The organism is Mycobacterium neumannii, assembly GCF_002245615.1.
In the GTDB taxonomy this organism is placed as follows: Bacteria; Actinomycetota; Actinomycetes; order Mycobacteriales; family Mycobacteriaceae; genus Mycobacterium; species Mycobacterium neumannii_A.
This window is the reverse complement of the sequence record NZ_NKCO01000029.1, coordinates 1-21,222: the sequence shown is the minus strand read 5'-3', so window position 1 is coordinate 21,222 and position 21,222 is coordinate 1. Positions and strand designations below refer to the sequence as shown.

Below are 21,222 nucleotides of genomic sequence, written 5' to 3'. Positions count from 1 at the left end.
GCCGGCCGGGTCACGTGGTGGGCTCGAGCAACGGAGCGATCTCCGTTGGGTCGAAGTACTCGTCGATCCGGCTGATCAGCCCGTCGGCGCCCAGCTTGATGATGATGCCCACGCGCATCGCGATGACGCCGCCGTTGTGTCCTGTCGCGTGCAGGATGTGCTGCTGGACCAGCCCTCCGTCGAACAGCTGACGATCGATGACCTCGTATCGGCGTTGTGAGGTGGTGTCGATGAACCAGTGCAGGACTCGAAGCGCCCGGTCCTTGTCACGGTCGCGGTCGGCGACCTTCCAGACCACGACGTCGTCGTGCCACAGCCGCGAAATGGCGTCGCGGTCGCCGGTCTCGATCGCCGCGAACAAGCGATCCGCCACGTCGGTGACAACGTCGTGGGCAACGGTCACGTGATCCTCCTTGACCTCAACACCGATTGAGGTTGAACACTGGCGGGCATGGATGTGACACCTACTCTCTCGCTATTCGACGACGCCTACAAGAGCGGAACCGCACCGTGGGTGATCGGCGAGCCGCAGCCGGCGATCGTCGGCCTGGAACGCGCGGGCCTGATCAGGGGCGCGGTGCTCGACGTCGGCTGTGGCGCCGGTGAGCACACGGTCCTGCTCGCCGGCCTGGGCTACGACGTGCTCGGCGTCGACTACGCACCCTCGGCGGTCGAGCATGCCCGCAGAAACGCCGAGGCCAAGGGCGTCGACGCGCGGTTCGAGGTCGCCGACGCGATGGATCTCGGGGAGGCCGCCTACGACACCATCGTCGACAGCGCGCTGTTCCACATCTTCGACGACACCGACCGCGCCAGGTACGTGCGCAGTCTGCACGCGGCGTGCCGGCCGGGCGGGCTGGTCCACGTGCTCGCGCTCTCCGACCGCGGTCGCGGGTTCGGCCCTCAGGTCAGCGAATCCGACATCCGCGGCGCGTTCGGAGACGGGTGGGTCCTCGAGTCGCTGGGGGAGACCACCTACCGCGGCATCGTTCAGCCGGCTCAGGCCGACGCGATCGGATCGGCGCCCGGAACTCTCGTCGACGAACCGGCGTGGCTGGCCCGAATCCGCCGCCCCTGATGCGATTTGTGCACGATCGGGAGCGCTCACCGCTCCTCGATGTGCACAAATCGCGTCAGTAGCCGGGGTGGTTGACGTCGAGGCGGTGCCGGACGATCGTCCGCAGCACCGGCAACAGCTCTGCGGCGCGGCCGTCGAGCTCACCCGAGCGGATCGCCGCGGCCAGTTCGGGTTCGTCGTGGTAACCGATCTCGCGCAGAGCGTCGGTGACCTCCCCGGACGACGTGTCGAGTAGTTCGCGTTCGACGATGCGCAACACATTGGCCGCGACGCGGGCGTGGAAGTTGACCTGGCCGGCATCGGCCACCCCGCTGTCGGGGCCGGTGATGTTGCGGACGTCGTTCTCGAGGAAGCCGGCGACGGCGGCGACCAGTTCAGCCGCCGTCGGGCGGCCGTACAGCCAGGTCATCGCGGTCCTCCTCCTTCGAGCAGATCCAAAACGTCCCATTCGGTTTCGCTGACGCGCCGTCCGATCGCGGCCAGCTCGACCGACTCGGTCTGCCCCGACAGATGGCGTTCGGCCTGGTACCGGCAGATGACGCCCCACCGCAGCGTGGCAACGGTCAACCACCACCGGAACGCCTCCCGGTCGAGCGTCGTGTTCGCGGCGGACTCATAGGCGGCCAAAAAGTCCTCGACGCTGCCCAACCCGCCGGCACCGTGATGCTCCGGCGCGCCGAAACGCCATGCCCGGATACAGAACCAGGCCAGGTCTTCGTAGATCTCGCCGACGTGCACGAGCTCCCAGTCCAGCACCGCGGCCAGCCCGTTGTCGTCGACGATCAGGTTGCCCATCCGGAAGTCGCCGTGCACCAGCACGTGCGGGGACGGAGCCGGCCGGTTGGCCTCAAGCCAACGGAAGGCCCACTCGAACGTCGCTGTGGTGTCGCCCATTTCGTCGAGCCGGGCCCGCCACTCAGACAGCTGGTCCGAGGGAGGCACGTCGATGCCCTGATAGTCCGCACGGTGAATGGCGGCCAGCGCCTCGGCGCACTGATGCAGCAACCGTTGGCGGCCGGAGTCGTCGAGTGAGCGATAGATTCTGCGCACGATGGTCTCGCCACCGATGGCGTCGCAGATCAGGTACGGATTGCCCAGAGCGGCAGGGGAGTTGTCGGCGGCGAGAATGTGGGGCACCGGCGCCCCCGCGGCGGCCGCCCGCTGCTGAACGGCGGCTTCCAATTCCATGCTCGCGTGGACGTCGTCGGGCGGGCCCGTACGCAGGATCAGGGCGCGACGCGTATCGGTGACCGCATCGAACGCCCACGTCGTGCGGCTCGCGCCGCCGGTCAGCGCGTGCAGATTCTCGACGGTCACGGCCTCGCCGAGCACCGGCCCGAGGACGCCGGTGAGGCCTTCGGCGAGTAAGCGGTTCAACGCTTGCCGAACCCGAACAGCCGCTGTGCCACCCGCCGGATCTGAATCTCCTCGGCTCCCTCGGTGATCCGGTAGCGCCGGTGATGCCGGTAGATGTGTTCGAACGGTTCGTGTCTGCTGTAGCCGACGCCGCCGAACACCTGCATCGCGCGGTCGGCGGCTTCGCAGACCAGCCGGTTGGCGCGGTAGTTGGCCATCGACACCTTGTCCGAAACCTCCATGTGGTGGTTGCGGTCCAACTCCGTTGCCGCGTAATACACCAGCAAACGCACCATCTGGGCCTCGGTCTGCAACTCCACCAGCGGCCACTGCACGGCCTGGTTCACCGCCAGCGGTTTGCCGAAGACCTTGCGGTCGTTCGCGTATTGCACGGCGCGGTCGATGCAGTACTGCGCGGCGCCGAGGCTGCTGGCGGCCTGGCGAATCCTGTTCTCGTGCAGGAAGGTCTGACCCACCTCCAGCCCGCGGTCGATCTCACCGAGCACCGCGTCGGCGGGCACCCGGACGTCCTTCAGCTCGACCTCGCCGTGGTCGGTCGGCATGTTGAACGACCACCAGTAGTACGGCACGGTGAATCCGGGGGCGTCGGTGGGCACGAGGAATGCGGTGATGCCGCGGGCCTGGCCGGCTTCGCCGGAGGTGCGGGCGAACACCAGATCGTGGGTGGCGCGGTGCACGCCGGTGTTGAATCGTTTGGCGCCGTTGATGACCCACTCATCACCGTCGCGCACCGCGGTGGTTTCCATCCAGGTGGCGTCCGAACCGTGTGCGGGTTCGGTGAGGCCGAAGGCCATCGACCGTTTTCCGGTGATCAACGCCTCGGTCCACTCGGCCTTCTGCGCGTCGGTGCCGAACCGGTCCATCATGATGACCTGCGGGAAGTTGCCGACGATCGACGACTCGTTCTGCAGGTCGTTGTGCAGCCCGAGACCCTTGTGCGCCAGATGTTCGCGGATGACGGCCATGTCGATGTTGCTGCCGTCGCGGCCACCGAACCGAGACGGCAGCCCATAGCGCAGCCAGCCCGCCGCGTCCGCGCGCCTGCGCATCTCGTCGAGCAGGTCCTCCCATTCCCGGCGGGGGATCCCGTCGTTGTCCCAATCCGTACGGGCATGTTCGCGACGCTTGTCGAAGTACTGGATGTTCTCGCGTTCCAGCGGTTTGATCTCCGTCTCGATGAAGGCGTCCATCTCGGCGAGGAGTGAAGGCAGATGGTCGGGCAGGGCGAAATCCACGGTGATTTCCTTTCCGGGGTTCAGAAACCGTACAGCGTCTTCTTCCAGATCCTCGACAGCGTCGCGATCGCATCCTCGTCGGTCAGCTCGATGCCGAGGCCCGACGTTCCGACGAAGACGGTGGTGAAGTTCTCGAACAGCAGCGCGATGGCCGCCGCGGTGTGCTCGGGGTTGAGCTCGGCACCGTAGCCCTGCTCCTGTGCGCGCCGCACCGACGCGGCCACCACATCCATCCCCAACCGGCGAAACTCGTTCTGCACGGCGCCGAACCGCGGTTGGGTCGTGGCCAGCTGCGCGACGGCGATCATGATCCCGATGTTCTGTTTGAACATGTTCCAGTAGCCGGTGACCACGGTGCGGAAGAACGCGTCGTCATCCGGCGATTCGGGTAGGTCGAGTGCTCCGCCGGACGGTGCTACCACCTCGCGCAGGAACGACTGTGCGAGCACCGCCAACAGGTCTTCCTTGTCCGCGAAGTAGCGGTAGAACGAAGCGGGTGACTTACCGGCCGCCGAGGTGATGTCGCCGAGCGTCGTACCGTGGAAACCGCGTTCTGCGAACAGTTTCCGCGCGGCCTTCTCGATGGCCTCGCGGGTCTGGCGGCCCTTGGCGCTCAGTGTCGGCGACGGTCCGGTGGGCACGGTTGCTCAGTTCAGGATTCGGTCGCCGGCGCGCAACAGCGAACTCGGAAGATCGTGGCCGACCAGGCGCTGCGCCACACCGGCCGCCTCGATCGCGGCGTCCAGGTCCACGTCGACCCCGATCCCGCTGTCGCGCAACAGGTATACCAGGTCCTCGGTGGCGATGTTGCCGCTCGCACCGGGCGCGAACGGGCAGCCGCCCAGCCCGCCCACCGATGCGTCCAGCCGGGTGATGCCTGCCGTGACCGCCGCATAAGCGCTGGCCAACCCGGCGCCGCGGGTGTTGTGGAAGTGGGCGCCCAGCGGGATCTCACCGACCAGCGGACGCAACGCCTCGATCGTCTCGGTCACCCGCCGGGGGGTGGCGGTGCCGATGGTATCGGCGATCGCCAACCGGTCGACCTCGCTCGACAACGCGGTCGTCATCACATCGACGACGCGCTGATGGGGCGTCGGGCCGTCGAACGGGCAGTCCCACGTGGTGGCGACGATGACCTCGACGCTGGCCCCGCTGTCGTGCGCGATCGAGATGATCTCCGGAATCAACGCCGTCGCCTCTGCGGAGGTGCGGCCCACATTGGCCTGGCTGTGACCGTCGGCGGCCGAGACCACGTACTCGATCGACGACAACCCCGCCGCGATCGCGCGTTTGGCCCCGTTCGGGCTGGCCACCAGCGCGGAGAACTCGATGCCGTGTGAGTCGCGGTACTCCTGCAGATGCGTGGCGAGGTCGGCGGCGTCGGCCAGGGCGGGCACCTTCGACGGCGAGACGAACGCCGTCGCCTCCATCTCGCGGACCCCGGTGGCGGCAACGGCGGCCAACAGTTCGAGCTTGGCCGACAACGGAATCGGGTCCTCGATCTGCAGTCCGTCACGCAGCGAAACATCCCGTATCTGCACGTGTTCCTGGTTCACAGCACTCCTTCCGCCCTCAGCGCGTCGAGTTCGGCGGAGCTCCTGCCGAGCAGGCCGCAGTAGACCTCGTCGTTGTGTTGACCGGGTGCGGCGGGCCCGGCGTAGCGCACGGTCCCGGGCGTCTCCGAGAGCACCGGCACGACGCCGGGACCCAGGACGGACCGTCCGACCCGCTCGTCCCAGTGCTCGACCAACATGTCTCGGGCCCGAAGCTGCGGATCTTCGACGACTTCGGCGACGGTGTTGATCGGCCCGGCGATCACGCCTGCGGCACTGAGGGTTTCGATGATCTCATCGGGTTGGCGTTCGGCGGCCCAGTCACCGATGATCTTGTCCAGTTCGTCCTGGTTACGGCCGCGCGCAAGGTGATTTTCGAACCGGTCGTCGGTGGCAAGGTCGGGACGACCCATCGCCTCACACAGCCGGCGAAAGACGGTGTCCTGGTTGGCCGCGATCACCACCCAGCTGCCGTCGGCGCTGCGGTAGATGTTCGACGGGGCGATGCCCTCCAGTCGCGTCCCCGACGGGCCGCGCACCACACCGCCGACGTCGTAGTCGGGGATGGTGGATTCCTGGACCGCCAGGCACGCCTCGGTGAGCGCCGCGTCGACGACCTGGCCGTCGCCGGTCACCGAGCGGCGGTACAGCGCCGCCAATGCGCCCTGCGCGGCGAACATGCCCGCGAGGCTGTCGCCCAGCGACAGCGCCAGCCGAGGCGGCGGGCCGCCGGGAAAGCCGTTCATATGCCGCAGGCCACTGGCCGCCTCGGCGACCGAGGCATATCCGGCCTTGTGCGCCTCGGGTCCGGTCTGCCCGTAACCGGACACGCGGACCAGGATGATGCCCCGATTGCGTTCGCGCAGCACGTCGTAGCCCAGGCTCCACTTCTCCAGCGTGCCCGGCCGGAAGTTCTCGACGATGATGTCGGAGTGCTCGACGAGGTCGAGGAACAGGGCGCGGCCAGCTTCGGTCCGCAGGTTCAGCGTGACGGCTTTCTTGTTGCGCGCGTGCACGGTCCAGAAGAAGTGATGCCCGTCGAGCTCGGCCTGGCCCCACGTGCGCAGCGGATCCGGGGCGCCCGGCGGCTCGATCTTGATCACTTCGGCGCCCATGTCGCCGAGCAGGCGTCCGGCGAACGGCCCCGAGATCAGCGTGCCGACCTCGATGACGCGGATGCCGTCCAGCGGACCCGTCACGCTCATAGCGAGAAGCCGTGCCTGTGCAGCCAGTCGGTGACGACGCCGACGGCTTCGCGCAGTTTGTCGCGCTGGTCGGGGCCGGCGTAATAGTGGTTTGCGCCCGGAATCTCGTGCATCTCCTTGTCATGACGCCCGATCGCCTCGTACAGCCTGCGCGTGTGGCTCGGTGTGCATGCGTTGTCGGCGAGGTTGCCGATAACCAGGGTCGGCACCGCGATGTCCGGGCCGCACGCCACGGCGTCGCCGTTGGCGTCGTCGTAGCTCCACTGCGACAGCCAGCTGCGCAGTGTGCAGAACCGGGCCAGCCCGACCGGGCTGTTGTTCACCACCTGAGGGTCACCCAGGTAGCAGGTCCCGGGGGTGCGTTCGTTCGGGTCGACGGCGGGGTCGAGCCAGCGGGGGTCGGCCATCGTGCCGTGCACGACGAACGCGAACTCGTCCTCGGGCCGCCCCGCGGCCTTCAGCTCGTCCAGTTTTCCCTTGACCCACTTGGTGATTCGTCGGTTGCGGTCGATCTGCGCCTTGCGGTAGCGGTCGAGGAACTCCTGCGAGTAGGGCGGCTGGTTCGGATTGTCCGGGTTGTACAGATCCAGTTCCGGATCGCGCTTGGTGGGATCGGACTCGTCGAGGATCGACGCGTCGAGCCACTCGGTCAGGGTGCCGTGGCGGCTGATGTGGGCGGCCAGCAGCATCAACCCGTCGGCGGGTATGAGGTCGAGCTTGGTCAGATCCGGCCCGTCACCCGACGGGCTGGCGGTGATCGTGGGGTGCTGGGCCTGCTGCTGGTAGAACGCCGACAGTGAGCCACCGCCGCTCCATCCGGCCAGCACCACCTTCGAATAGCCCAAGCGGTTCTTGGCGTCCTTGATGCATTCGCCGAGGTCCTCGACGACCTTCTCCATCAGCAGCGCGGAGTCGGTGCCGCGAAATCGACTGTTGCAGTAGATGACATGGTGTCCCGCCCGTGCGAGCCCGTTCATCATCGGCAGGTACGCGCCGCCGCCGATCGGATGCATGAACACCAGCACGGTATCGGAGGGTTTGTCCTTCGGGCGCAGCAGGTGGCTTTCGAGCACCACCAATTCGGCCACCCCGCCGTACACGTCGCGCACACCCGAAGTGTTCTGGTAGGCAACGAGATAGGGGATGCGGTCGTATTCGTAGCACACCGGCGCTTCGGTCGTCCGGGTCATGCGTGCTGGCCCAGATCGTTGGCGAGCACCTCTGCCGAGGGTGTCAGCCGCCGGGTCGTGTCGACGGAGATGACGTACCAACCGACGCGGTCCTGTTCGTCGAACTTGCGCCGCGCACGCTCGCGGGCCTTCTCCGGTGCGCCGTGGTGTACACCCTGCGGGGCGTGGCTGACCAACCCGGGCGGCATCGGGATACCGAACAGGTCGCCGCCGTGGAAGAAGGAGACCTCGTCGAAGTCGACGTTGCGGTGGTACCACGGCGGACGCTCGGTGCCGGGGACGCTCTCGGCGGGCCGGGGCAGGAAGTTCATCACCGCCACACCCGTCGCCTCCATGAACAAATGCACGGTCGGCGGCAGGTGCACGCTCTCGCTGGCGATCACGTTGTAATCGGCGATGTTGAAGGTGAACGGGAAGTTGTCGCCGCGCCATCCTTCGACGTCGATCGGATTGTGTTGGTAGAACAGCGATGTCGGCCCACCCTCGTGGACGAGGCGGACTTCGTATTCTCCGTCGACCTGTGGGCCGTGGCCGTCGTCGAGCGGCTGGGGTTCGGGCACCGTCGTCTGTGACGGGTCGAACGGGAAGTGCCTGCCGAGCGGCCCGGGCGGTGGGACGCGGAACTCGGCGGTGGCCTCGATCATCAGCAACGTCGTTTCCTCGTCGGGAACCTGGCGCCACGTCGTCGCCTTCGGCACGTAGACCCAGTCGCCCTCTCGGTAGCGCAGCGGTCCGAACTCCGTCTCGAGCCGACCAGAACCCCGGTGCACGAACGACAACAGGTCCCCGTCGACGTGCCGCACGTAGAACGGCATCTCCTCGCTGCGCCGGCTCAACGAGATGCGGCAGTCGGGGTTGCTGAACAACAGCAGCGGCGTGCCCGCGGCGTCGGTGGCGTCGCTGGGCTTGAGCTCGCTGGTCATCACATCGACCGGACGCAGCGGTCCCGACGCCCGGTATGCGGTGGGGTCGTGGCGGCGGTAGATGTTGGCGGTGCGGCCGACGAATCCGCCACGGCCGAGTTCGTCGTCCTTGAGGCCGTCGAGGTCGGCGTGCAAGCGCTTGGGAGTGCGGCCTTTGCGCAGGTGGACAAACGATTCCATGATTGGCTCCATCGACGATGACGGCGGGGCGCGGGGGACACCCGCGACCAAGAACTAAAACTGACTTTAGTTTTACTTACGCCGCCAGTCAATCCTCGAGATCGACGCGGATGGTGAGCAGGTTGGTGCCGAAGGTCCGCACGCCGAAGCTGTTGAACTGCGGCAGCGAGCGCAACCGCTCACGCGCGTCATCGTCGGCCACGATGTGTGCGGTTCCCTTGTGCCACTTGCCGTTCAAGCGAACCCGCACGGCGGGATCGGCCTGAATGTTCTTGACGTATTGCGACTTCTCGCCAAACTCGGAGACGAACCAGAACTCATTGCCCACCCGCCGCCCACCCAGCGGAGTGCGACGAGGTTGGCCGCTCTTGCGACCCGTCGTCTCCAGCAACGTCTGGAACGGCAGGAGCCGCATCATCGGGTTCATGACGTTCTTCTGGAACATCTTGGTGACTTGGTCGCGCAAGTCCTCGGCCATGGGTTCCCCTCCGATCACACCATCGCGGTTCGTGACACTTTCATTCCCAATCTCAGGGCTCCTGCGAGCTCTCGGCTCGTGTCGTAGTCGAAGACCACGTGCCCGGCCACCACGTCGACGTCGCGCTTGATCCGTTGCAGCGGGTTGTCGACGAAATGCGCGCTGGCACCCGACGCCTCGAGCAACAGCCCGATCACGTGTCGCGACTCGTGGACGATGTGCGCCGCGGCCATCCGGGCCGCCCCGCGCACCGGTCTCGGTACCGGATCGCCGGTCGCGACGATGGCCTCGATCTCTGCGATGGTGTCGGCCAGAAGGCCGCGCAGCGCCCGCAGACGCACCTCGGCCTCTCCGAGGCGGGCCTGCGCGATCGGCTTGTCTTTCTGCATGACGCCCTCATACGCCAGCACCCGTTCCGACAACCGCTCGGCGTAGATCTCGGCGACACGTTCGGCGCCGCCCAGCGCCGGCATCGCCGCCAACAGCGCCAAGGCGGGCACCATCGGCCAGCGGTAGGTGTCGGCATCGTGCAGCGCCGCGCCGGGCGCGGTACCGGTGTAGATGTCGACGACGCGGACCAATCGGTGTTCCGGGACGAACGCGTCGATGATCACGACGTCGTTGGAGCCGGTGGCGCGCATGCCGTCGGTGTGCCACACGTCCTCGATCGCGACGTCTTCGATGGGCAGCAGCGCGAGCGCCGGGAAGATCGCGTCGTCGGGGCCACACAGCGCACCGACCATGATCCAGTTGCCGTGCATCACGCCAGTGGCCCACGACCAGCGGCCGCTCAGTCGGATCCCGCCGTCGGTGGGCAGCCCTCGACCGGTCGGCGCCAGGGGAGCTGGGGCGAGAAGCGGTCGGTCCGCGAAGGCCTCTTCCTGGGCCCGCTCGTCGAACAACGCCAAAATCCAGTTGTGCAGGACATAGAAGCCGATGGTCCACGCGCTCGACGCGCAGCCGTGTGCCATTCGTCGGACCGGATCGAGGATCGCCGGCAGCGGCGCCTGCATGCCCCCGTATCGCGCGGGCACCAGCAGGTCGGTGAGCCCCGATGCGGTCAGTTCATCGACCGTCGCGACCGGCAACTGGCGCAGCCGCTCGGCCTCCGGTGCCCGCTCGGCGAGCCGACCGACGAACCCGGCGTCGACAAGGGGGAGAGCCGGAGCGGCCGTCATGGTCCGAACGTTACCATACTTTTTTGTATGGAACGCAGGCCCCCGCCCTCGACCGGCCGAGCGGGCATGTCTGCACCCGACACGCCGCCGAATACCGACGTCATGCGCACGCTCGTCGTGCACCGAGCGTGCGCGCGAACTACCGCGTGAGCATGATGTCGAGGAACCGTTCCCGCCGCGCCGCAGCCTTGCTGCTGGTTCTCGCGCCGGACAGATGCAAGAAACCGATCCCCGCCGCGAAGGTGGCGTTCGCGCGCAGATCGGCCTCATCGGGGTCGAAGCCGTCGTCGACGAACGCCTCGCGCACGGCCTCGAGAACCCGCCGATCCGACGCCCGCACCCCCGCGGCGACCTCTTCGTCGGTTCGCGCCCACTCCCGCATCGCCCGTTCCAGCGTCCGATGCCGGGCATCCACCAGCGCACTCATCATCTGCGAGAGCCGCTCGCGCGGCGGCAGGTCGCTCAGCGCCGCGAAATGGCGCCGGTCGTCGTCGCGCACCTCGCCCCACGCCCGAACCAGCGTGGATCGATAGCCGGCCATATCGGGGAAGTGCCAGTAAAAGCTGCCCTTGGTCGCGCCGACACGCTCGCACAGCGCATCCAGCTTGAGCGCCTTGATGCCCTGCTCGGCGAGAATCTCGTATCCGGCCTGAATCCAGTCGTCGACCGACAGTCGCGGCGTGCGGGCCGGTGCCATGACCGCAGCCTACGGGTGCCGCGATCCGCCCATCGATGCCCGGTCGTAGCCATTTCCGACCGTCGAATCAGTGGTAATTTGCTCGCAAAATCCGGCGCGCCACACGGCCCTGGGTTTCTCCTGCGCTGATCATCATGTTTTACTGCACACGCGACAACTGAAATTTTCTCGGTCCGCTCGACGGCCCCGGGCTCAGTCGAGCGGGCATGACAACGCAGTGCACACATTGCTGCGGTGTCGATGGCGATCGCTCGATCGCAGACGGAACGGCCTCCAAAGTGGCAAACCGGAAGATGGATGGACTTGCAGTATGAGCTTGATTGACAAGATTCGCGGCCCATGGGCGCGGCGCTTCGCGGTGGCGGCCATTGCGGCGGCCCTGCTACCGGGATTCGTGAGCCTGGCCGGCCAGTCAGCCACCGCTGGGGCGTTCTCCCGGCCCGGCCTGCCGGTCGAGTACCTGATGGTGCCGTCCCCGTCGATGGGACGCGACATCAAGGTGCAGTTCCAGAAGGGCACCGGCTCCAAGGCGGTGTACCTGCTCGACGGACTGCGTGCTCGCGACGACTACAACGGCTGGGACCTGGAGACCCAGGCGTTCGAGTGGTTCTACGAGACGCCGCTGTCGCTGGTCCTGCCGGTCGGCGGCCAGTCGAGCTTCTACTCCGACTGGTATGCGCCGGCGTGCGGTAAGGCCGGCTGCCAGACCTACAAATGGGAGACGTTCCTGACCAGCGAGCTGCCGCAGTGGCTGTCCGCCAACAGGGGCGTGTCGACGACGGGCAACGCCGCCGTCGGCCTGTCGATGTCCGGCAACTCCGCGATGATCCTCTCGGTCTACCACCCCGACCAGTTCGTTTATGCCGGGGCACTGTCGGCGTTCCTCAACCCGTCCGAGGGCCAGTGGCCGTTCCTGATCAACATGGCCATGGGCGACGCGGGCGGTTTCGACGCCAACGACATGTGGGGCCGCACCGAGGACCCGAACAGCGCGTGGAAGCGCAACGACCCGATGGTTCAGATCCCGGCACTGGTGGCCAATGGCACCAGGCTCTGGGTCTACTGCGGTAACGGCACGCCCAACGAGCTCGGTGGCGCGAACCTGCCCGCCGAGTTCCTCGAGGGCCTGACCATCCGCACGAACATCACGTTCCGTGACAATTACATCGCCGCGGGCGGCAACAACGGTGTGTTCAACTTCCCGCCCTACGGCACGCACAGCTGGGAGTACTGGGGTGCTCAGTTGCAGGAGATGAAGCCTGACCTGATCTCGCATCTCGGTTCGTAAGACACGTCAGGAGTCCCCGGACGCGACCCGCGTCCGGGGACTCCTGCGTTCCCCGGCTTGCGCGTGGGCCCAGGTGAACAATGGGCGTCATGAGCGCAGTCAACGCCGTGGTCGCACATCAAGACGCCGAAGGAGAAATCACCCTGCGGCACGAAGTCGTCGACGATACTTTCCTGCCGGAGGGTGACGTCACGGTCTCCGTCGAGTACTCGGGGATCAACTACAAGGACGCCCTCGCCGTGACGCCCAAAGGCGGTGTGGCCCGGTCGTATCCGCTCATCCCGGGCATCGACGCGGCCGGCACGGTCACGGCATCGTCGTCATCGGAGTTCGCCGTCGGTGACCGGGTCGTCGCCCACGGCTACGACATCGGCACCGGCAGGCACGGCGGATACGCCGACACCGCTCGGTTGCCGGCCGACTACCTGGTCAAGCTCGAAAGGTTGACGACGGCGGAGGCCGCCGCGATCGGCACAGCCGGCTTCACCGCGGCCATGAGCGTCAACGCAATTCGCGACCACGGCGTGCGACCGCAGGACGGGCCCGTACTGGTCACCGGTGCGACCGGAGGCGTCGGCAGCATCAGTGTCGACCTGCTGGCCGGTCTGGGCTACGAAGTGATCGCATCCACCGGGAAGGCCGAGGCGCACGACTATCTCATGGGCCTGGGCGCCTACCAGGTGATCGGACGCCTACCCGAGGAAGGGGAGAAGGTCCGCCCGCTGAGTGAGTCGAAATGGGCCGGCGTCGTCGACAGCGTCGGGGGCGACACCCTCGCATACGCGCTGAGCACCCTCATTTACGCGGGTGTCGCGGCGATCTCGGGGTTGGCCAGGTCGGCCGACCTTCCCACAACCGTGATGCCGTTCATCCTGCGCGGCGTCACCCTGGCGGGCATCGACTCCGTACAGCTCGCGATCGGGCCGCGTCGCGAGATCTGGAAGCAGATCGAGGGCGAGCTCAAGCCGAAGCATCTCACCGACATCACCAGGGACGTCCCGGTGCTCGAGGCGCCGCACACCTTGCGCACGATCATCGGCGGCGGCGTCACCGGCCGCACCCGTGTGGTCGTGCACGACGGGTTCTAGAGAGTTCTAGCCGTTCATGCGCCAATTGTGAAATCAGCGACGCTTTTTCGGGATTTCCGTCGCCAGATTCACAAACGGTGGGCCAGCCGCCTACTTGAGCTCGGCCGACGACAAGCCGAGCAGTCGGCGCGCCACCACCAACAGCTGAATCTGCTGGGTGCCCTCGAAGATGTCGAGGATCTTGCTGTCGCGGGCCCACTTCTCCAGCAGGGTGACCTCCGAGTACCCGACCGTGCCGGCCAGTTCGACCGCCTTCAGCGTGACGTCGCTGGCCACCCGGCCGGCCTTCGCCTTGCCCATCGACGCTTCCTTCGAGTTCGGAATGTCGTTGTCGGCCTGCCACGCCGAGCGCACCATCAGCAGATACGCGGCCTCCCAATCGGATTCCATGCGCAGGAACTCCGCGGCGGGTGCGCTCTGTGCGTGCGACGGCTTGTCGTAGGAGATCTCGATGCCGGCCTCGGTGAGGATCTTGCGCAGCTCCTCGAGGGCGGCGCGGGCAATGCCGACGGCCATCGCGGCGACCACGGGCCGAGTGTTGTCGAAGGTCTCCATGACCCCGGCAAAACCCTTCTCCACGTGGATCTCCGGGCTACCCAACAGGTTGTCCTTGGGGATCCGGGCATTGTCGAATCGGATCACCGCGGTGTCGGAGGCCTTGATGCCGAGCTTGTCCTCGAGTCGCTCGACCGTCACCCCGGGATGTTCGCGCGGAACGATGAACGACTTGATCGCCGCGCGGCCCAGCGACTTGTCCAGCGTCGCCCACACCACGATGTGGGTGGCGCGGGATCCGGCCGTGACGAAGATCTTCTCGCCGTTGATCACGTACTCGTCGCCGTCCAGCCTCGCCGTCGTCGACACCGCCGCTGAATCGGAGCCGAAGTCCGATTCGGTGATCGCCATCGCGGCCCACACGTCCTTGCCCAGCCGCTCGAGCTGTTCGGGCGTAGCCACGCTGGAGATCGCCGCGTTACCGAGCCCTTGGCGCGGCACCGACAGCATCAAAGCCACGTCGCCCCAACTGATCTCCATCACGTTGAGTACGGCCGACATGTTCGCGCCGTTGTGGTTGGCGTCCCTGGGCTCGTCACCGCCCGCGAACGCCTCGGCGCCTGCGAACGCGAACGCCTTCGCGTCCTGAATGCCCTCGAACAGGGTGGCCAGGGTGTCCAGCTCCACCGGGTACTCGTGCTCGCGCAGATCCCACTTGCGAGAGATCGGACGCAGCATCTCCGCTGCCCCCTGATGGGCCTTCTCGATGACCGCCTCGAGCTTGCGCGGCAGCTCCAAATTGATTGCCATGATTCGACTTCCGCTCGTGAGACTAGATAACTACAACACCCTCGGCGACGCCGATGGCGCGCAGATCGCGATACCACCGCTCGACGGGATGTTCCTTGGTGTAGCCGTGGCCGCCGAGCAGCTGCACACCGTCCAGGCCGATCTGCATGCCCTTGTCGGTGCCCAGCCGTTTGGCCAGCGCGGCCTCGCGGGCGAACGGCAGACCCTGATCGGCTCGCGACGCGCCGCGCCACGTGATCAAGCGCAGACCGTCGAACTCGATCGCCATGTTGGCGCACATGAACGCGACCGCCTGACGGTGCGCGATCGGTTCACCGAAGGCCTTCCGTTCCTTGACATATGGGACGACGTAGTCGAGCACCGCGTGAGCGGTGCCGACGGCGAGTGCCGCCCAGCCGAGCCGCGACAGCGCGAGCGCCTCCGAGTAGTCCTCGTCGGTTGCGCCGTCCTCGCCGAGGCGCGCCGACAGCGTCACCGTGACCCCGTCGAGCGCGACCTGGCCGGTCGCCGCTCCGCGGATACCCATACCCGGGTCGGGCGTGATGCTCAGACCCTTCGACGACGACTCGACGATGAACAGCGCGGGCTTGCCGTTGAGTTGCGCTCCGACGATGAACAGTTCGGCATTGGCGGCGGCCGGCACAAGCGACTTGACCCCGTCGAGGCGGTACCCGCTCGGGGTGCGGACCGCGGTGGTCTTCAACGCGGTGGGATCGAACAGCGCTCGCGGTTCGGCGATCGCCACGCAGGACTGCGGAACATTCTCGCCCGCAAACTCTTTCAGATAGGTGGCCTGCTGATCGGCGCTGCCCCAGTGCGTGAGCGCCGACGCGACCCCCGCGGGGGCCAGGATGGGCAACGCGAGGCCCATGTCGCCGTACGCCAGTGCCTCGGCCACCAACACGTTGGTGACGGCTGCGCGGTGCGCGGCGATGCCCTCGAAGTCCTCGGGCACGTTGATCGCGGTGATGCCGAGTTCGGATGCCTTCGCCACGAGGTCGACGGGGTAGTCGGCTGACTCGTCGGCCTCGCGCGCCGCGGGACGGATGACCTCCTCGGCGAACTCGCTGACCGTCTCGACGATCATCTGCTGTTCGTCGTCGGGCGTGAGGTCGAAGTAATCCGAACCGCTCTTCTTCAGCCGCGTCGGTCCGCTCTGGTTACCCGACACCCGCTTGAACTGCCTGGTGGCCGCGCCCGCGAACGAGAACACCTGCTTGACGCCATACTTCAATCCACGGTTGAGCGGATCGCGCAGGTTGTAGCGGTCCAGGAACTCCTGGCCGACCAGGGGAGTGACCAGCGCCAGACCGAGATCGGTCGCCGACCGCTTGTGCTTCTTCAGGCCGACTGCGCTTTCTTTGTCGCTTCGCTTCGACTTGGATCCGTTTTTCGACGGCAGGGCTTTACTCATTTCGACTGCCTCGCTTCGATTTGTGACGTCCGAACTCGTCGAACTGACTCCAGAGTAAGGTATCGGAACTGACTCATCGGTAAGTTGTTGTCGAACTCACAGCTCAGGTGCCGACAAGCTGCGCAGCACGGCGTCGTGCAGCAGCCCGTTGGTCGCGACCGCGCTGCCGCCGTGCGGACCGGACTCACCTGCGAGGTTGGTGAAGCGGCCGCCCGCCTCGCGCACCAGGACGTCGAGCGGCGCCAGGTCCCACGTCGAGACTTCGGGCTCCATCGCGATGTCGACGGCCCCCTCGGCGACCAGGCAGTAGTTGTAGAAGTCGCCGTAGCCGCGCACCCGCCACACCGCGTCGGTCAGCGCGACGAACCGGTCGCGGATGCCGCGGTCGGCCCACCCGGAGAGGCTGGAGAACGCCAGGCTCGCCGAGCCGAGGTCCTGAACCTTCGACACGCTCAGCCGTCGCTGCGGCTGCCCGGACACCTGCGCGTACGCACCCCGTCCGGACACCGCCCACCACCGTCGGTGCAGCGCGGGTGCACTCACCACGCCGAGCACGGGTACGCCGTCGCGAAGCAACGCGATCAGCGTCGCCCACACCGGTACCCCGCGGACGAAGTTCTTGGTGCCGTCGATCGGGTCGACGACCCACTGCCTGCCCACGAACTCCTTCGTGCCGCCGAACTCCTCGCCGAACACCGAATCGGCCGGGCGCTGCTCGCCAAGTCGCTCCCGGATCATCGATTCGACTTCGAGGTCGGCGTCGGTGGCCGGGGTCAGGTCGGGTTTGGTCTCGACGACGAGGTCGACCGCGCCGAAGCGGGCCATCGTCCTGGCGTCCGATTCATCGGCTAGAGCGAGCGCCAATGCCAGATCGTCCGCCTCGGGATCCATGCCTGTCGTCCTACCATGTCGGGATGTGGGAATTCGCGGTGATACTGCTGATCGTCGGTGCGCTGGTGCTGCTGGCCCGACCGATGCTGATGCGCCGTCGCGGCACACCGACTGACTGGCCCTCGGGTCAACTGCTGGTCACCGGCGTCAGCCCGCGACCAGCCGAGGTCACCGGGCCGCAGTACGTCACGATCACCGGCGTCATTAACGGGCCCACGGTCAACGAGCATGTCGTCTACCAACGGCTCGAGGTCGACGTCGACGACTGGCCGACGATGGGCCAACTGTTTCCCGTCGTCTACTCGCCGAAGAACCCGGACAACTGGCGATTCGCGCCGCAGGCCCCGCCACCCGAGGCGCCGCCACCGCCCTACTCCTGAGGCTTCAAGCGTGGTGCACGACGAGCCGATGCTCAGCCGTGCCCGATCCTCAACATCGCGGCCACGGTGGTCAGCTTCACGCGCGGGCGCCCGTGCGGTTCGCCTGCTGACCGCTCGTACTCGTCGATCAGCCGCCAGTGGTCATCGGTGATCACCTTCGGCTGCCGTTCGACCAACCATTCGGCCAGCCGCCGCGAATGGTCCTCGGCGAAGTCGGCGAGTTGTGCGGCCGACAGGTCGGTGATCAGCGTGTCGACGGTCTCCTGCGAATCGCTCTTGTTGCTGCCGATGACACCCGTCGGCCCGCGCTTGATCCAGCCGACCACGTACTCGTTGCGGCTGCCTTCCACGCGCCCGTGGGTGTGCGGGATCGTGCCGCTGCGCTCGTCGAACGGCAGGCCGGGCGTCGGAACCCCGCGATAGCCGACCGCGCGCACCACAAGCTGGGCCGGCACCTCCTCGCGTTCACCGGTGTCCTTGGCCACGATGCGGCCGTTCTCCTCGACCAGCTCGTTGCGGCCGAGCACGATCGATTCGACGCGACCGTCCCCCTTGATCTCGATTGGGGAGGTGCGGAAACGGAAGACGATGCGCCGCTTGGCGTTCTTCGGTGTCTGTTCCCCATAGCCGCGCAGCACCTTGATGTTGTTGCGTACGGTCTTGCCCGCCGCTTCGAGGTCGTCGTCGGTGATGTCGGCGAAGTCGGCGGGATCGATGATGACGTCGACGTCGCCGAGCCCCTCGAGGTGCCCGAGTTCGCGCAGCTCCAACGTGGTGAACGGCGCCTGCAACGGCCCCCGTCTCCCGATGACGAGTACCTCCTCCACCCCGCGGTCGTGCAGTGACTTCAACGCGTGGTCGGCGATGTCCGTCGCGGCCAGCACGTCGGGATCGGTGACGAGAATCCGCGCCACGTCCAAGGCGACGTTGCCGTTGCCGATCACCACGGCGCGACCGCTGGAGATGTCGGGTGCGATCTCCTCGAAATGCGGGTGGGCGTTGTACCAGCCGACGAAATCGACGGCGGCGACGCTGCCGGGCAGGTCCTCACCGGGAATCCCCAGCGCCCGGTCGGATTGGGCACCGACGGCGTAGATCACCGCGTCGTACTGTTCGGCCAACTCGGCGGGGTGCACGTGCTCGCCGACCGCGACGTTGCCAAAGAAGCGAAATCGCGGATCCAACGCAGTCTTTTCGAACTGGGCGCTGATCGACTTGATCTTCGGATGGTCGGGTGCCACACCCGAGCGCACCAGCCCCCACGGGGTCGGCAACATCTCGAGCATGTCGACGCGCACGTCGGCGTCGTCCCGGGAATCGGCGAACTTGAGTAACGACGCCGCGGCAAAGTAACCCGAAGGCCCTGAGCCGACGATCGCCACGTGGTAGGGGCGCATGGACACCTTTTGTCGAAGCTTCCTTCTCGCTGCCCGGCCTCGCGCAAGGGGCTGTCGCGTCGGGGCCGGCTGGTTACGCATCCGATGCTAGAACGCGGACGGGCCTCGTTGCCGCCAGTCGCGAGAACCGGCGCGTGTCGGCTCACAGGTAACCTGAACTCCCGTGGATCCTGACCGTCAAGCCGACCTCGCTGCCCTCGACTCCACCCTGACCACGGTGGAGCGGGTGCTCGACGTCGAAGGCCTCCGCGGTCGCATCGAGAAGCTCGAGCACGAGGCCTCCGACCCGAACCTGTGGGACGACCAGACGCGCGCTCAGAAGGTCACCAGTGAGCTGTCGCACACCCAGGGGGAGCTTCGGCGCGTCGAGGAACTCCGGCAGCGCCTCGACGACCTGCCGGTGATGTACGAGCTGGCCGCCGAAGACGGCAGCGAGGAGGAACTCGCAGAGGCCGACGCCGAGCGGGCCAAGCTGCGCGAGGACATCGAGGCGATGGAGGTGCGCACCCTGCTGTCCGGCGAGTACGACGAGCGCGAGGCCGTCGTCACGATCCGCTCGGGCGCCGGCGGGGTGGACGCCGCGGACTGGGCCGAGATGCTGATGCGCATGTACATCCGCTGGGCCGAACAGCACGACTATCCCGTGGAAGTCTTTGACATCTCCTACGCCGAAGAGGCGGGGATCAAGAGCGCGACGTTCGCGGTGCACGCACCGTTCGCCTACGGCACCCTGTCGGTCGAGCAGGGCACCCATCGCCTCGTGCGCATCAGCCCGTTCGACAACCAGAGCCGCAGGCAGACGTCGTTCGCCGACGTCGAAGTGCTGCCGGTGGTGGAGACCACCGACCACATCGACATCCCGGAAAGCGATGTGCGCGTTGATGTCTACCGCTCCAGCGGCCCCGGTGGCCAGTCGGTCAACACCACCGACTCGGCGGTCCGGCTGACCCACATCCCGACAGGCATCGTGGTGACCTGTCAAAACGAGAAGTCGCAGTTGCAGAACAAGGTTTCGGCGATGCGGGTCTTGCAGGCAAAGTTGTTGGAACGCAAGCGCTTAGAAGAGCGCGCCGAGATGGATGCCCTCAAGGGCGACGGTGGCAGCTCGTGGGGCAACCAGATGCGGTCCTACGTGCTGCACCCCTACCAGATGGTCAAGGATCTGCGCACCGAGTACGAGGTCGGCAACCCCGCCGCGGTGCTCGACGGCGACCTCGACGGGTTCCTCGAGGCGGGCATTCGTTGGCGCAAGAGTCAAGACGATGGATAACAGTCTGATCGCACTGTCCCTGGGGGAGCGCTGGGAAGGGTTCTGGAAGGGCAACATCGGCAACTGGATTCTCGACCGCGGTGTGACGATCGCACTGCTGTTGATCGGCGGACTGCTCGCCGCGCGGTTCATCAACTGGGCGGCACAGCGGATCGTGAGCCGCATCGACGCCGAATACCTGGAAAGCGATCAGCTGGTGCGTTCGGAGAGCGCCAAGCACCGGCAGGCCGTCGCTTCGGTGATCTCGTGGGTCACGGTCGCCTTGTTGTTCATCATCGTGGCGGTGCAGATCACCGACACGCTCGCGATCCCGATCGGGTCGCTGGTCGCGCCCGCCGCGGTGCTGGGCGCCGCGCTGGGCTTCGGTGCGCAGAAAGTGGTCCAGGACCTGCTGGCCGGTTTCTTCATCATCACCGAAAAGCAGTACGGCTTCGGCGATCTGGTGCAGCTCAGCATGGTCGGTGCACCCGAGGAGTCGCTCGGAACGGTCGAAGAGGTGACGTTGCGGGTCACCAAACTGCGCACCGCCGAAGGTGAGATGTACACCATCCCCAACGGCAACATCGTTCGATCGCTGAACCTGTCGAAGGACTGGGCGCGCGCGGTCATCGACATTCCGGTGCCGACGGGGTCCGACCTCAACGAGGTCAACGAGCTCCTGCACACCGTCGCGCGCAAAGCAACAGACGATCCGCAACTCAGCGCACTCATGCTCGACGCGCCCCAGCTGATGGGTGTCGAGAGCATCGGGCTCGAGACGGTGAACCTGCGGATGGTCGCGCGCACACTTCCCGGTAAGCAGTTCGAAGTCGGCCGGCGCATTCGCGTGTTGGTGGTCGCCGAGCTACGCCGCGCCGGGATCGTGTCGCCGACCGACAGTGTGACACCGACGGTGGGCGCCATCGTCCACCCGGCGACAGACGGCGGCGCCGGCAATGAGACGCAGGGCTCCGCGGAGCAGAAGAAGTGAGGAACTGGCTGAGCGCCCGTTTCGGCCGGATGCGGGTGTCGACGGTCGTGCTCATCGCGGCGTTCGTGGCGCTGTTCTGGGTGAACCAGACGTTCGAGCCCAAGCCGCCCGAACCGCCCCCGCCC

22 protein-coding genes and 1 pseudogene are annotated in these 21,222 nt (G+C 66.9%); 6 read left to right on the top strand and 17 right to left on the bottom strand.

What is annotated here, in order from left to right:
• Positions 1-10: 10 nt before the first annotated feature.
• A complete protein-coding gene (locus tag CEX88_RS23320; RefSeq protein ID WP_066849958.1) occupies positions 11-403 on the bottom strand; it encodes a nuclear transport factor 2 family protein in 393 nt (130 codons plus the stop codon).
• A 48-nt stretch (positions 404-451) separates the two neighbouring features.
• Between CEX88_RS23320 and CEX88_RS23315 the strand changes: the two genes are divergently transcribed.
• A complete protein-coding gene (locus CEX88_RS23315) occupies positions 452-1,078 on the top strand; it encodes a class I SAM-dependent methyltransferase (RefSeq protein WP_094295316.1) in 627 nt (208 codons plus the stop codon).
• Between the two features lie 55 nt (positions 1,079-1,133).
• On the opposite strand, the gene CEX88_RS23310 is transcribed toward CEX88_RS23315, so the two are convergent.
• The 11 genes from CEX88_RS23310 to CEX88_RS23260 form a co-directional block, all read right to left on the bottom strand.
• Complete coding sequence (locus CEX88_RS23310) at positions 1,134-1,487, bottom strand: DUF6285 domain-containing protein (protein WP_094295315.1); 354 nt, start codon at positions 1,485-1,487, stop codon at positions 1,134-1,136.
• A complete protein-coding gene (locus tag CEX88_RS23305) occupies positions 1,484-2,455 on the bottom strand; it encodes a phosphotransferase family protein (protein WP_094295314.1) in 972 nt (323 codons plus the stop codon). The genes CEX88_RS23310 and CEX88_RS23305 overlap by 4 nt, the downstream gene beginning before the upstream one ends.
• Positions 2,452-3,690, bottom strand: coding sequence for an acyl-CoA dehydrogenase family protein (locus CEX88_RS23300; protein ID WP_094295313.1), 1,239 nt, complete (start codon positions 3,688-3,690; stop codon positions 2,452-2,454). Before CEX88_RS23300 ends, CEX88_RS23305 begins: the two co-directional genes overlap by 4 nt.
• 20 nt (positions 3,691-3,710) lie before the next feature.
• The gene (locus CEX88_RS23295; protein WP_094295312.1) at positions 3,711-4,331 is read right to left on the bottom strand and encodes a TetR/AcrR family transcriptional regulator; all 621 of its coding nucleotides are present in this window, start codon (positions 4,329-4,331) and stop codon (positions 3,711-3,713) included.
• Between the two features lie 6 nt (positions 4,332-4,337).
• On the bottom strand, positions 4,338-5,246 hold the full coding sequence (locus CEX88_RS23290) for a hydroxymethylglutaryl-CoA lyase (RefSeq protein WP_094295311.1): 909 nt from the start codon (positions 5,244-5,246) through the stop codon (positions 4,338-4,340).
• Entirely contained in the window at positions 5,243-6,448 is a 1,206-nt protein-coding gene (locus CEX88_RS23285) for a CaiB/BaiF CoA transferase family protein (RefSeq protein ID WP_094295310.1), read from the bottom strand. Before CEX88_RS23285 ends, CEX88_RS23290 begins: the two co-directional genes overlap by 4 nt.
• Entirely contained in the window at positions 6,445-7,638 is a 1,194-nt protein-coding gene (locus CEX88_RS23280; protein WP_094295309.1) for an alpha/beta hydrolase family protein, read from the bottom strand. The genes CEX88_RS23285 and CEX88_RS23280 overlap by 4 nt, the downstream gene beginning before the upstream one ends.
• Complete coding sequence (locus CEX88_RS23275; RefSeq protein ID WP_066849931.1) at positions 7,635-8,741, bottom strand: homogentisate 1,2-dioxygenase; 1,107 nt, start codon at positions 8,739-8,741, stop codon at positions 7,635-7,637. Before CEX88_RS23275 ends, CEX88_RS23280 begins: the two co-directional genes overlap by 4 nt.
• Before the next feature lie 88 nt (positions 8,742-8,829).
• Positions 8,830-9,219 carry a nitroreductase/quinone reductase family protein gene (locus CEX88_RS23270; RefSeq protein ID WP_064394389.1) on the bottom strand — a complete coding sequence of 130 codons (390 nt, stop codon included), beginning with the start codon at positions 9,217-9,219 and terminating at the stop codon, positions 8,830-8,832.
• Between the two features lie 14 nt (positions 9,220-9,233).
• A complete protein-coding gene (locus CEX88_RS23265; protein ID WP_094295308.1) occupies positions 9,234-10,397 on the bottom strand; it encodes an acyl-CoA dehydrogenase family protein in 1,164 nt (387 codons plus the stop codon).
• Positions 10,398-10,536: 139 nt separating this feature from the next.
• Positions 10,537-11,094, bottom strand: coding sequence for a TetR/AcrR family transcriptional regulator (locus CEX88_RS23260; RefSeq protein ID WP_094295307.1), 558 nt, complete (start codon positions 11,092-11,094; stop codon positions 10,537-10,539).
• Between the two features lie 310 nt (positions 11,095-11,404).
• Between CEX88_RS23260 and CEX88_RS23255 the strand changes: the two genes are divergently transcribed.
• Complete coding sequence (locus tag CEX88_RS23255; RefSeq protein WP_066849921.1) at positions 11,405-12,382, top strand: esterase family protein; 978 nt, start codon at positions 11,405-11,407, stop codon at positions 12,380-12,382.
• An 89-nt stretch (positions 12,383-12,471) separates the two neighbouring features.
• The gene (locus CEX88_RS23250) at positions 12,472-13,470 is read left to right on the top strand and encodes an MDR family oxidoreductase (RefSeq protein ID WP_094295337.1); all 999 of its coding nucleotides are present in this window, start codon (positions 12,472-12,474) and stop codon (positions 13,468-13,470) included.
• Between the two features lie 90 nt (positions 13,471-13,560).
• On the opposite strand, the gene CEX88_RS23245 is transcribed toward CEX88_RS23250, so the two are convergent.
• From CEX88_RS23245 to hisN, 3 genes are all read right to left on the bottom strand, one after another.
• Positions 13,561-14,775 carry an acyl-CoA dehydrogenase family protein gene (locus tag CEX88_RS23245; RefSeq protein ID WP_094295306.1) on the bottom strand — a complete coding sequence of 405 codons (1,215 nt, stop codon included), beginning with the start codon at positions 14,773-14,775 and terminating at the stop codon, positions 13,561-13,563.
• A gap of 22 nt (positions 14,776-14,797) precedes the next feature.
• The gene (locus CEX88_RS23240) at positions 14,798-16,189 is read right to left on the bottom strand and encodes an acyl-CoA dehydrogenase family protein (protein ID WP_094295305.1); all 1,392 of its coding nucleotides are present in this window, start codon (positions 16,187-16,189) and stop codon (positions 14,798-14,800) included.
• Positions 16,190-16,285: 96 nt separating this feature from the next.
• Positions 16,286-17,080, bottom strand: a complete 795-nt coding sequence (gene hisN, locus CEX88_RS23235) for a histidinol-phosphatase (protein WP_094295304.1) — start codon at positions 17,078-17,080, stop codon at positions 16,286-16,288.
• A gap of 23 nt (positions 17,081-17,103) precedes the next feature.
• Between hisN and CEX88_RS23230 the strand changes: the two genes are divergently transcribed.
• Positions 17,104-17,460: a hypothetical protein gene (locus CEX88_RS23230; RefSeq protein WP_066849909.1), complete on the top strand. Its 357-nt coding sequence runs from the start codon at positions 17,104-17,106 to the stop codon at positions 17,458-17,460.
• A 32-nt stretch (positions 17,461-17,492) separates the two neighbouring features.
• Here the strand turns inward: CEX88_RS23230 and CEX88_RS23225 are convergent, their stop codons facing one another.
• Entirely contained in the window at positions 17,493-18,857 is a 1,365-nt protein-coding gene (locus tag CEX88_RS23225) for an FAD-dependent oxidoreductase (RefSeq protein WP_094295303.1), read from the bottom strand.
• A gap of 163 nt (positions 18,858-19,020) precedes the next feature.
• Here CEX88_RS23225 and prfB point away from each other — a divergent pair, with 163 nt between their 5' ends.
• Positions 19,021-20,127, top strand: coding sequence for a peptide chain release factor 2 (gene prfB / locus CEX88_RS23220; RefSeq protein WP_066849904.1), 1,107 nt, complete (start codon positions 19,021-19,023; stop codon positions 20,125-20,127).
• On the opposite strand, the pseudogene CEX88_RS26635 reads toward prfB, so the two are convergent.
• A pseudogene (locus CEX88_RS26635) lies at positions 20,107-20,184 on the bottom strand (hypothetical protein); the annotation flags it as partial. The gene prfB and the pseudogene CEX88_RS26635 sit on opposite strands and share 21 nt — an antisense overlap.
• Between CEX88_RS26635 and CEX88_RS23215 the strand changes: the two are divergent.
• Positions 20,147-21,097 (top strand): mechanosensitive ion channel family protein, encoded by a 951-nt coding sequence (locus CEX88_RS23215; protein ID WP_369829815.1) that lies wholly within the window; start codon positions 20,147-20,149, stop codon positions 21,095-21,097. The pseudogene CEX88_RS26635 and the gene CEX88_RS23215 overlap by 38 nt on opposite strands.
• Positions 21,098-21,222: the final 125 nt, after the last annotated feature.

Bases quoted from the DNA above. Each gene is read 5' to 3' on its own strand.
- CEX88_RS23315 (WP_094295316.1), top strand. From the start codon at position 452: ATGGATGTGACACCTACTCTCTCGCTATTCGACGACGCCTACAAGAGC.
- CEX88_RS23310 (WP_094295315.1), bottom strand. From the start codon at position 1,487: ATGACCTGGCTGTACGGCCGCCCGACGGCGGCTGAACTGGTCGCCGCC.
- CEX88_RS23285 (WP_094295310.1), bottom strand. From the start codon at position 6,448: ATGAGCGTGACGGGTCCGCTGGACGGCATCCGCGTCATCGAGGTCGGC.
- CEX88_RS23280 (WP_094295309.1), bottom strand. From the start codon at position 7,638: ATGACCCGGACGACCGAAGCGCCGGTGTGCTACGAATACGACCGCATC.
- CEX88_RS23275 (WP_066849931.1), bottom strand. From the start codon at position 8,741: ATGGAATCGTTTGTCCACCTGCGCAAAGGCCGCACTCCCAAGCGCTTG.
- CEX88_RS23270 (WP_064394389.1), bottom strand. From the start codon at position 9,219: ATGGCCGAGGACTTGCGCGACCAAGTCACCAAGATGTTCCAGAAGAAC.
- CEX88_RS23265 (WP_094295308.1), bottom strand. From the start codon at position 10,397: ATGACGGCCGCTCCGGCTCTCCCCCTTGTCGACGCCGGGTTCGTCGGT.
- CEX88_RS23260 (WP_094295307.1), bottom strand. From the start codon at position 11,094: ATGGCACCGGCCCGCACGCCGCGACTGTCGGTCGACGACTGGATTCAG.
- CEX88_RS23255 (WP_066849921.1), top strand. From the start codon at position 11,405: ATGAGCTTGATTGACAAGATTCGCGGCCCATGGGCGCGGCGCTTCGCG.
- CEX88_RS23250 (WP_094295337.1), top strand. From the start codon at position 12,472: ATGAGCGCAGTCAACGCCGTGGTCGCACATCAAGACGCCGAAGGAGAA.
- CEX88_RS23245 (WP_094295306.1), bottom strand. From the start codon at position 14,775: ATGGCAATCAATTTGGAGCTGCCGCGCAAGCTCGAGGCGGTCATCGAG.
- CEX88_RS23240 (WP_094295305.1), bottom strand. From the start codon at position 16,189: ATGAGTAAAGCCCTGCCGTCGAAAAACGGATCCAAGTCGAAGCGAAGC.
- hisN (WP_094295304.1), bottom strand. From the start codon at position 17,080: ATGGATCCCGAGGCGGACGATCTGGCATTGGCGCTCGCTCTAGCCGAT.
- CEX88_RS23230 (WP_066849909.1), top strand. From the start codon at position 17,104: ATGTGGGAATTCGCGGTGATACTGCTGATCGTCGGTGCGCTGGTGCTG.
- CEX88_RS23225 (WP_094295303.1), bottom strand. From the start codon at position 18,857: ATGCGCCCCTACCACGTGGCGATCGTCGGCTCAGGGCCTTCGGGTTAC.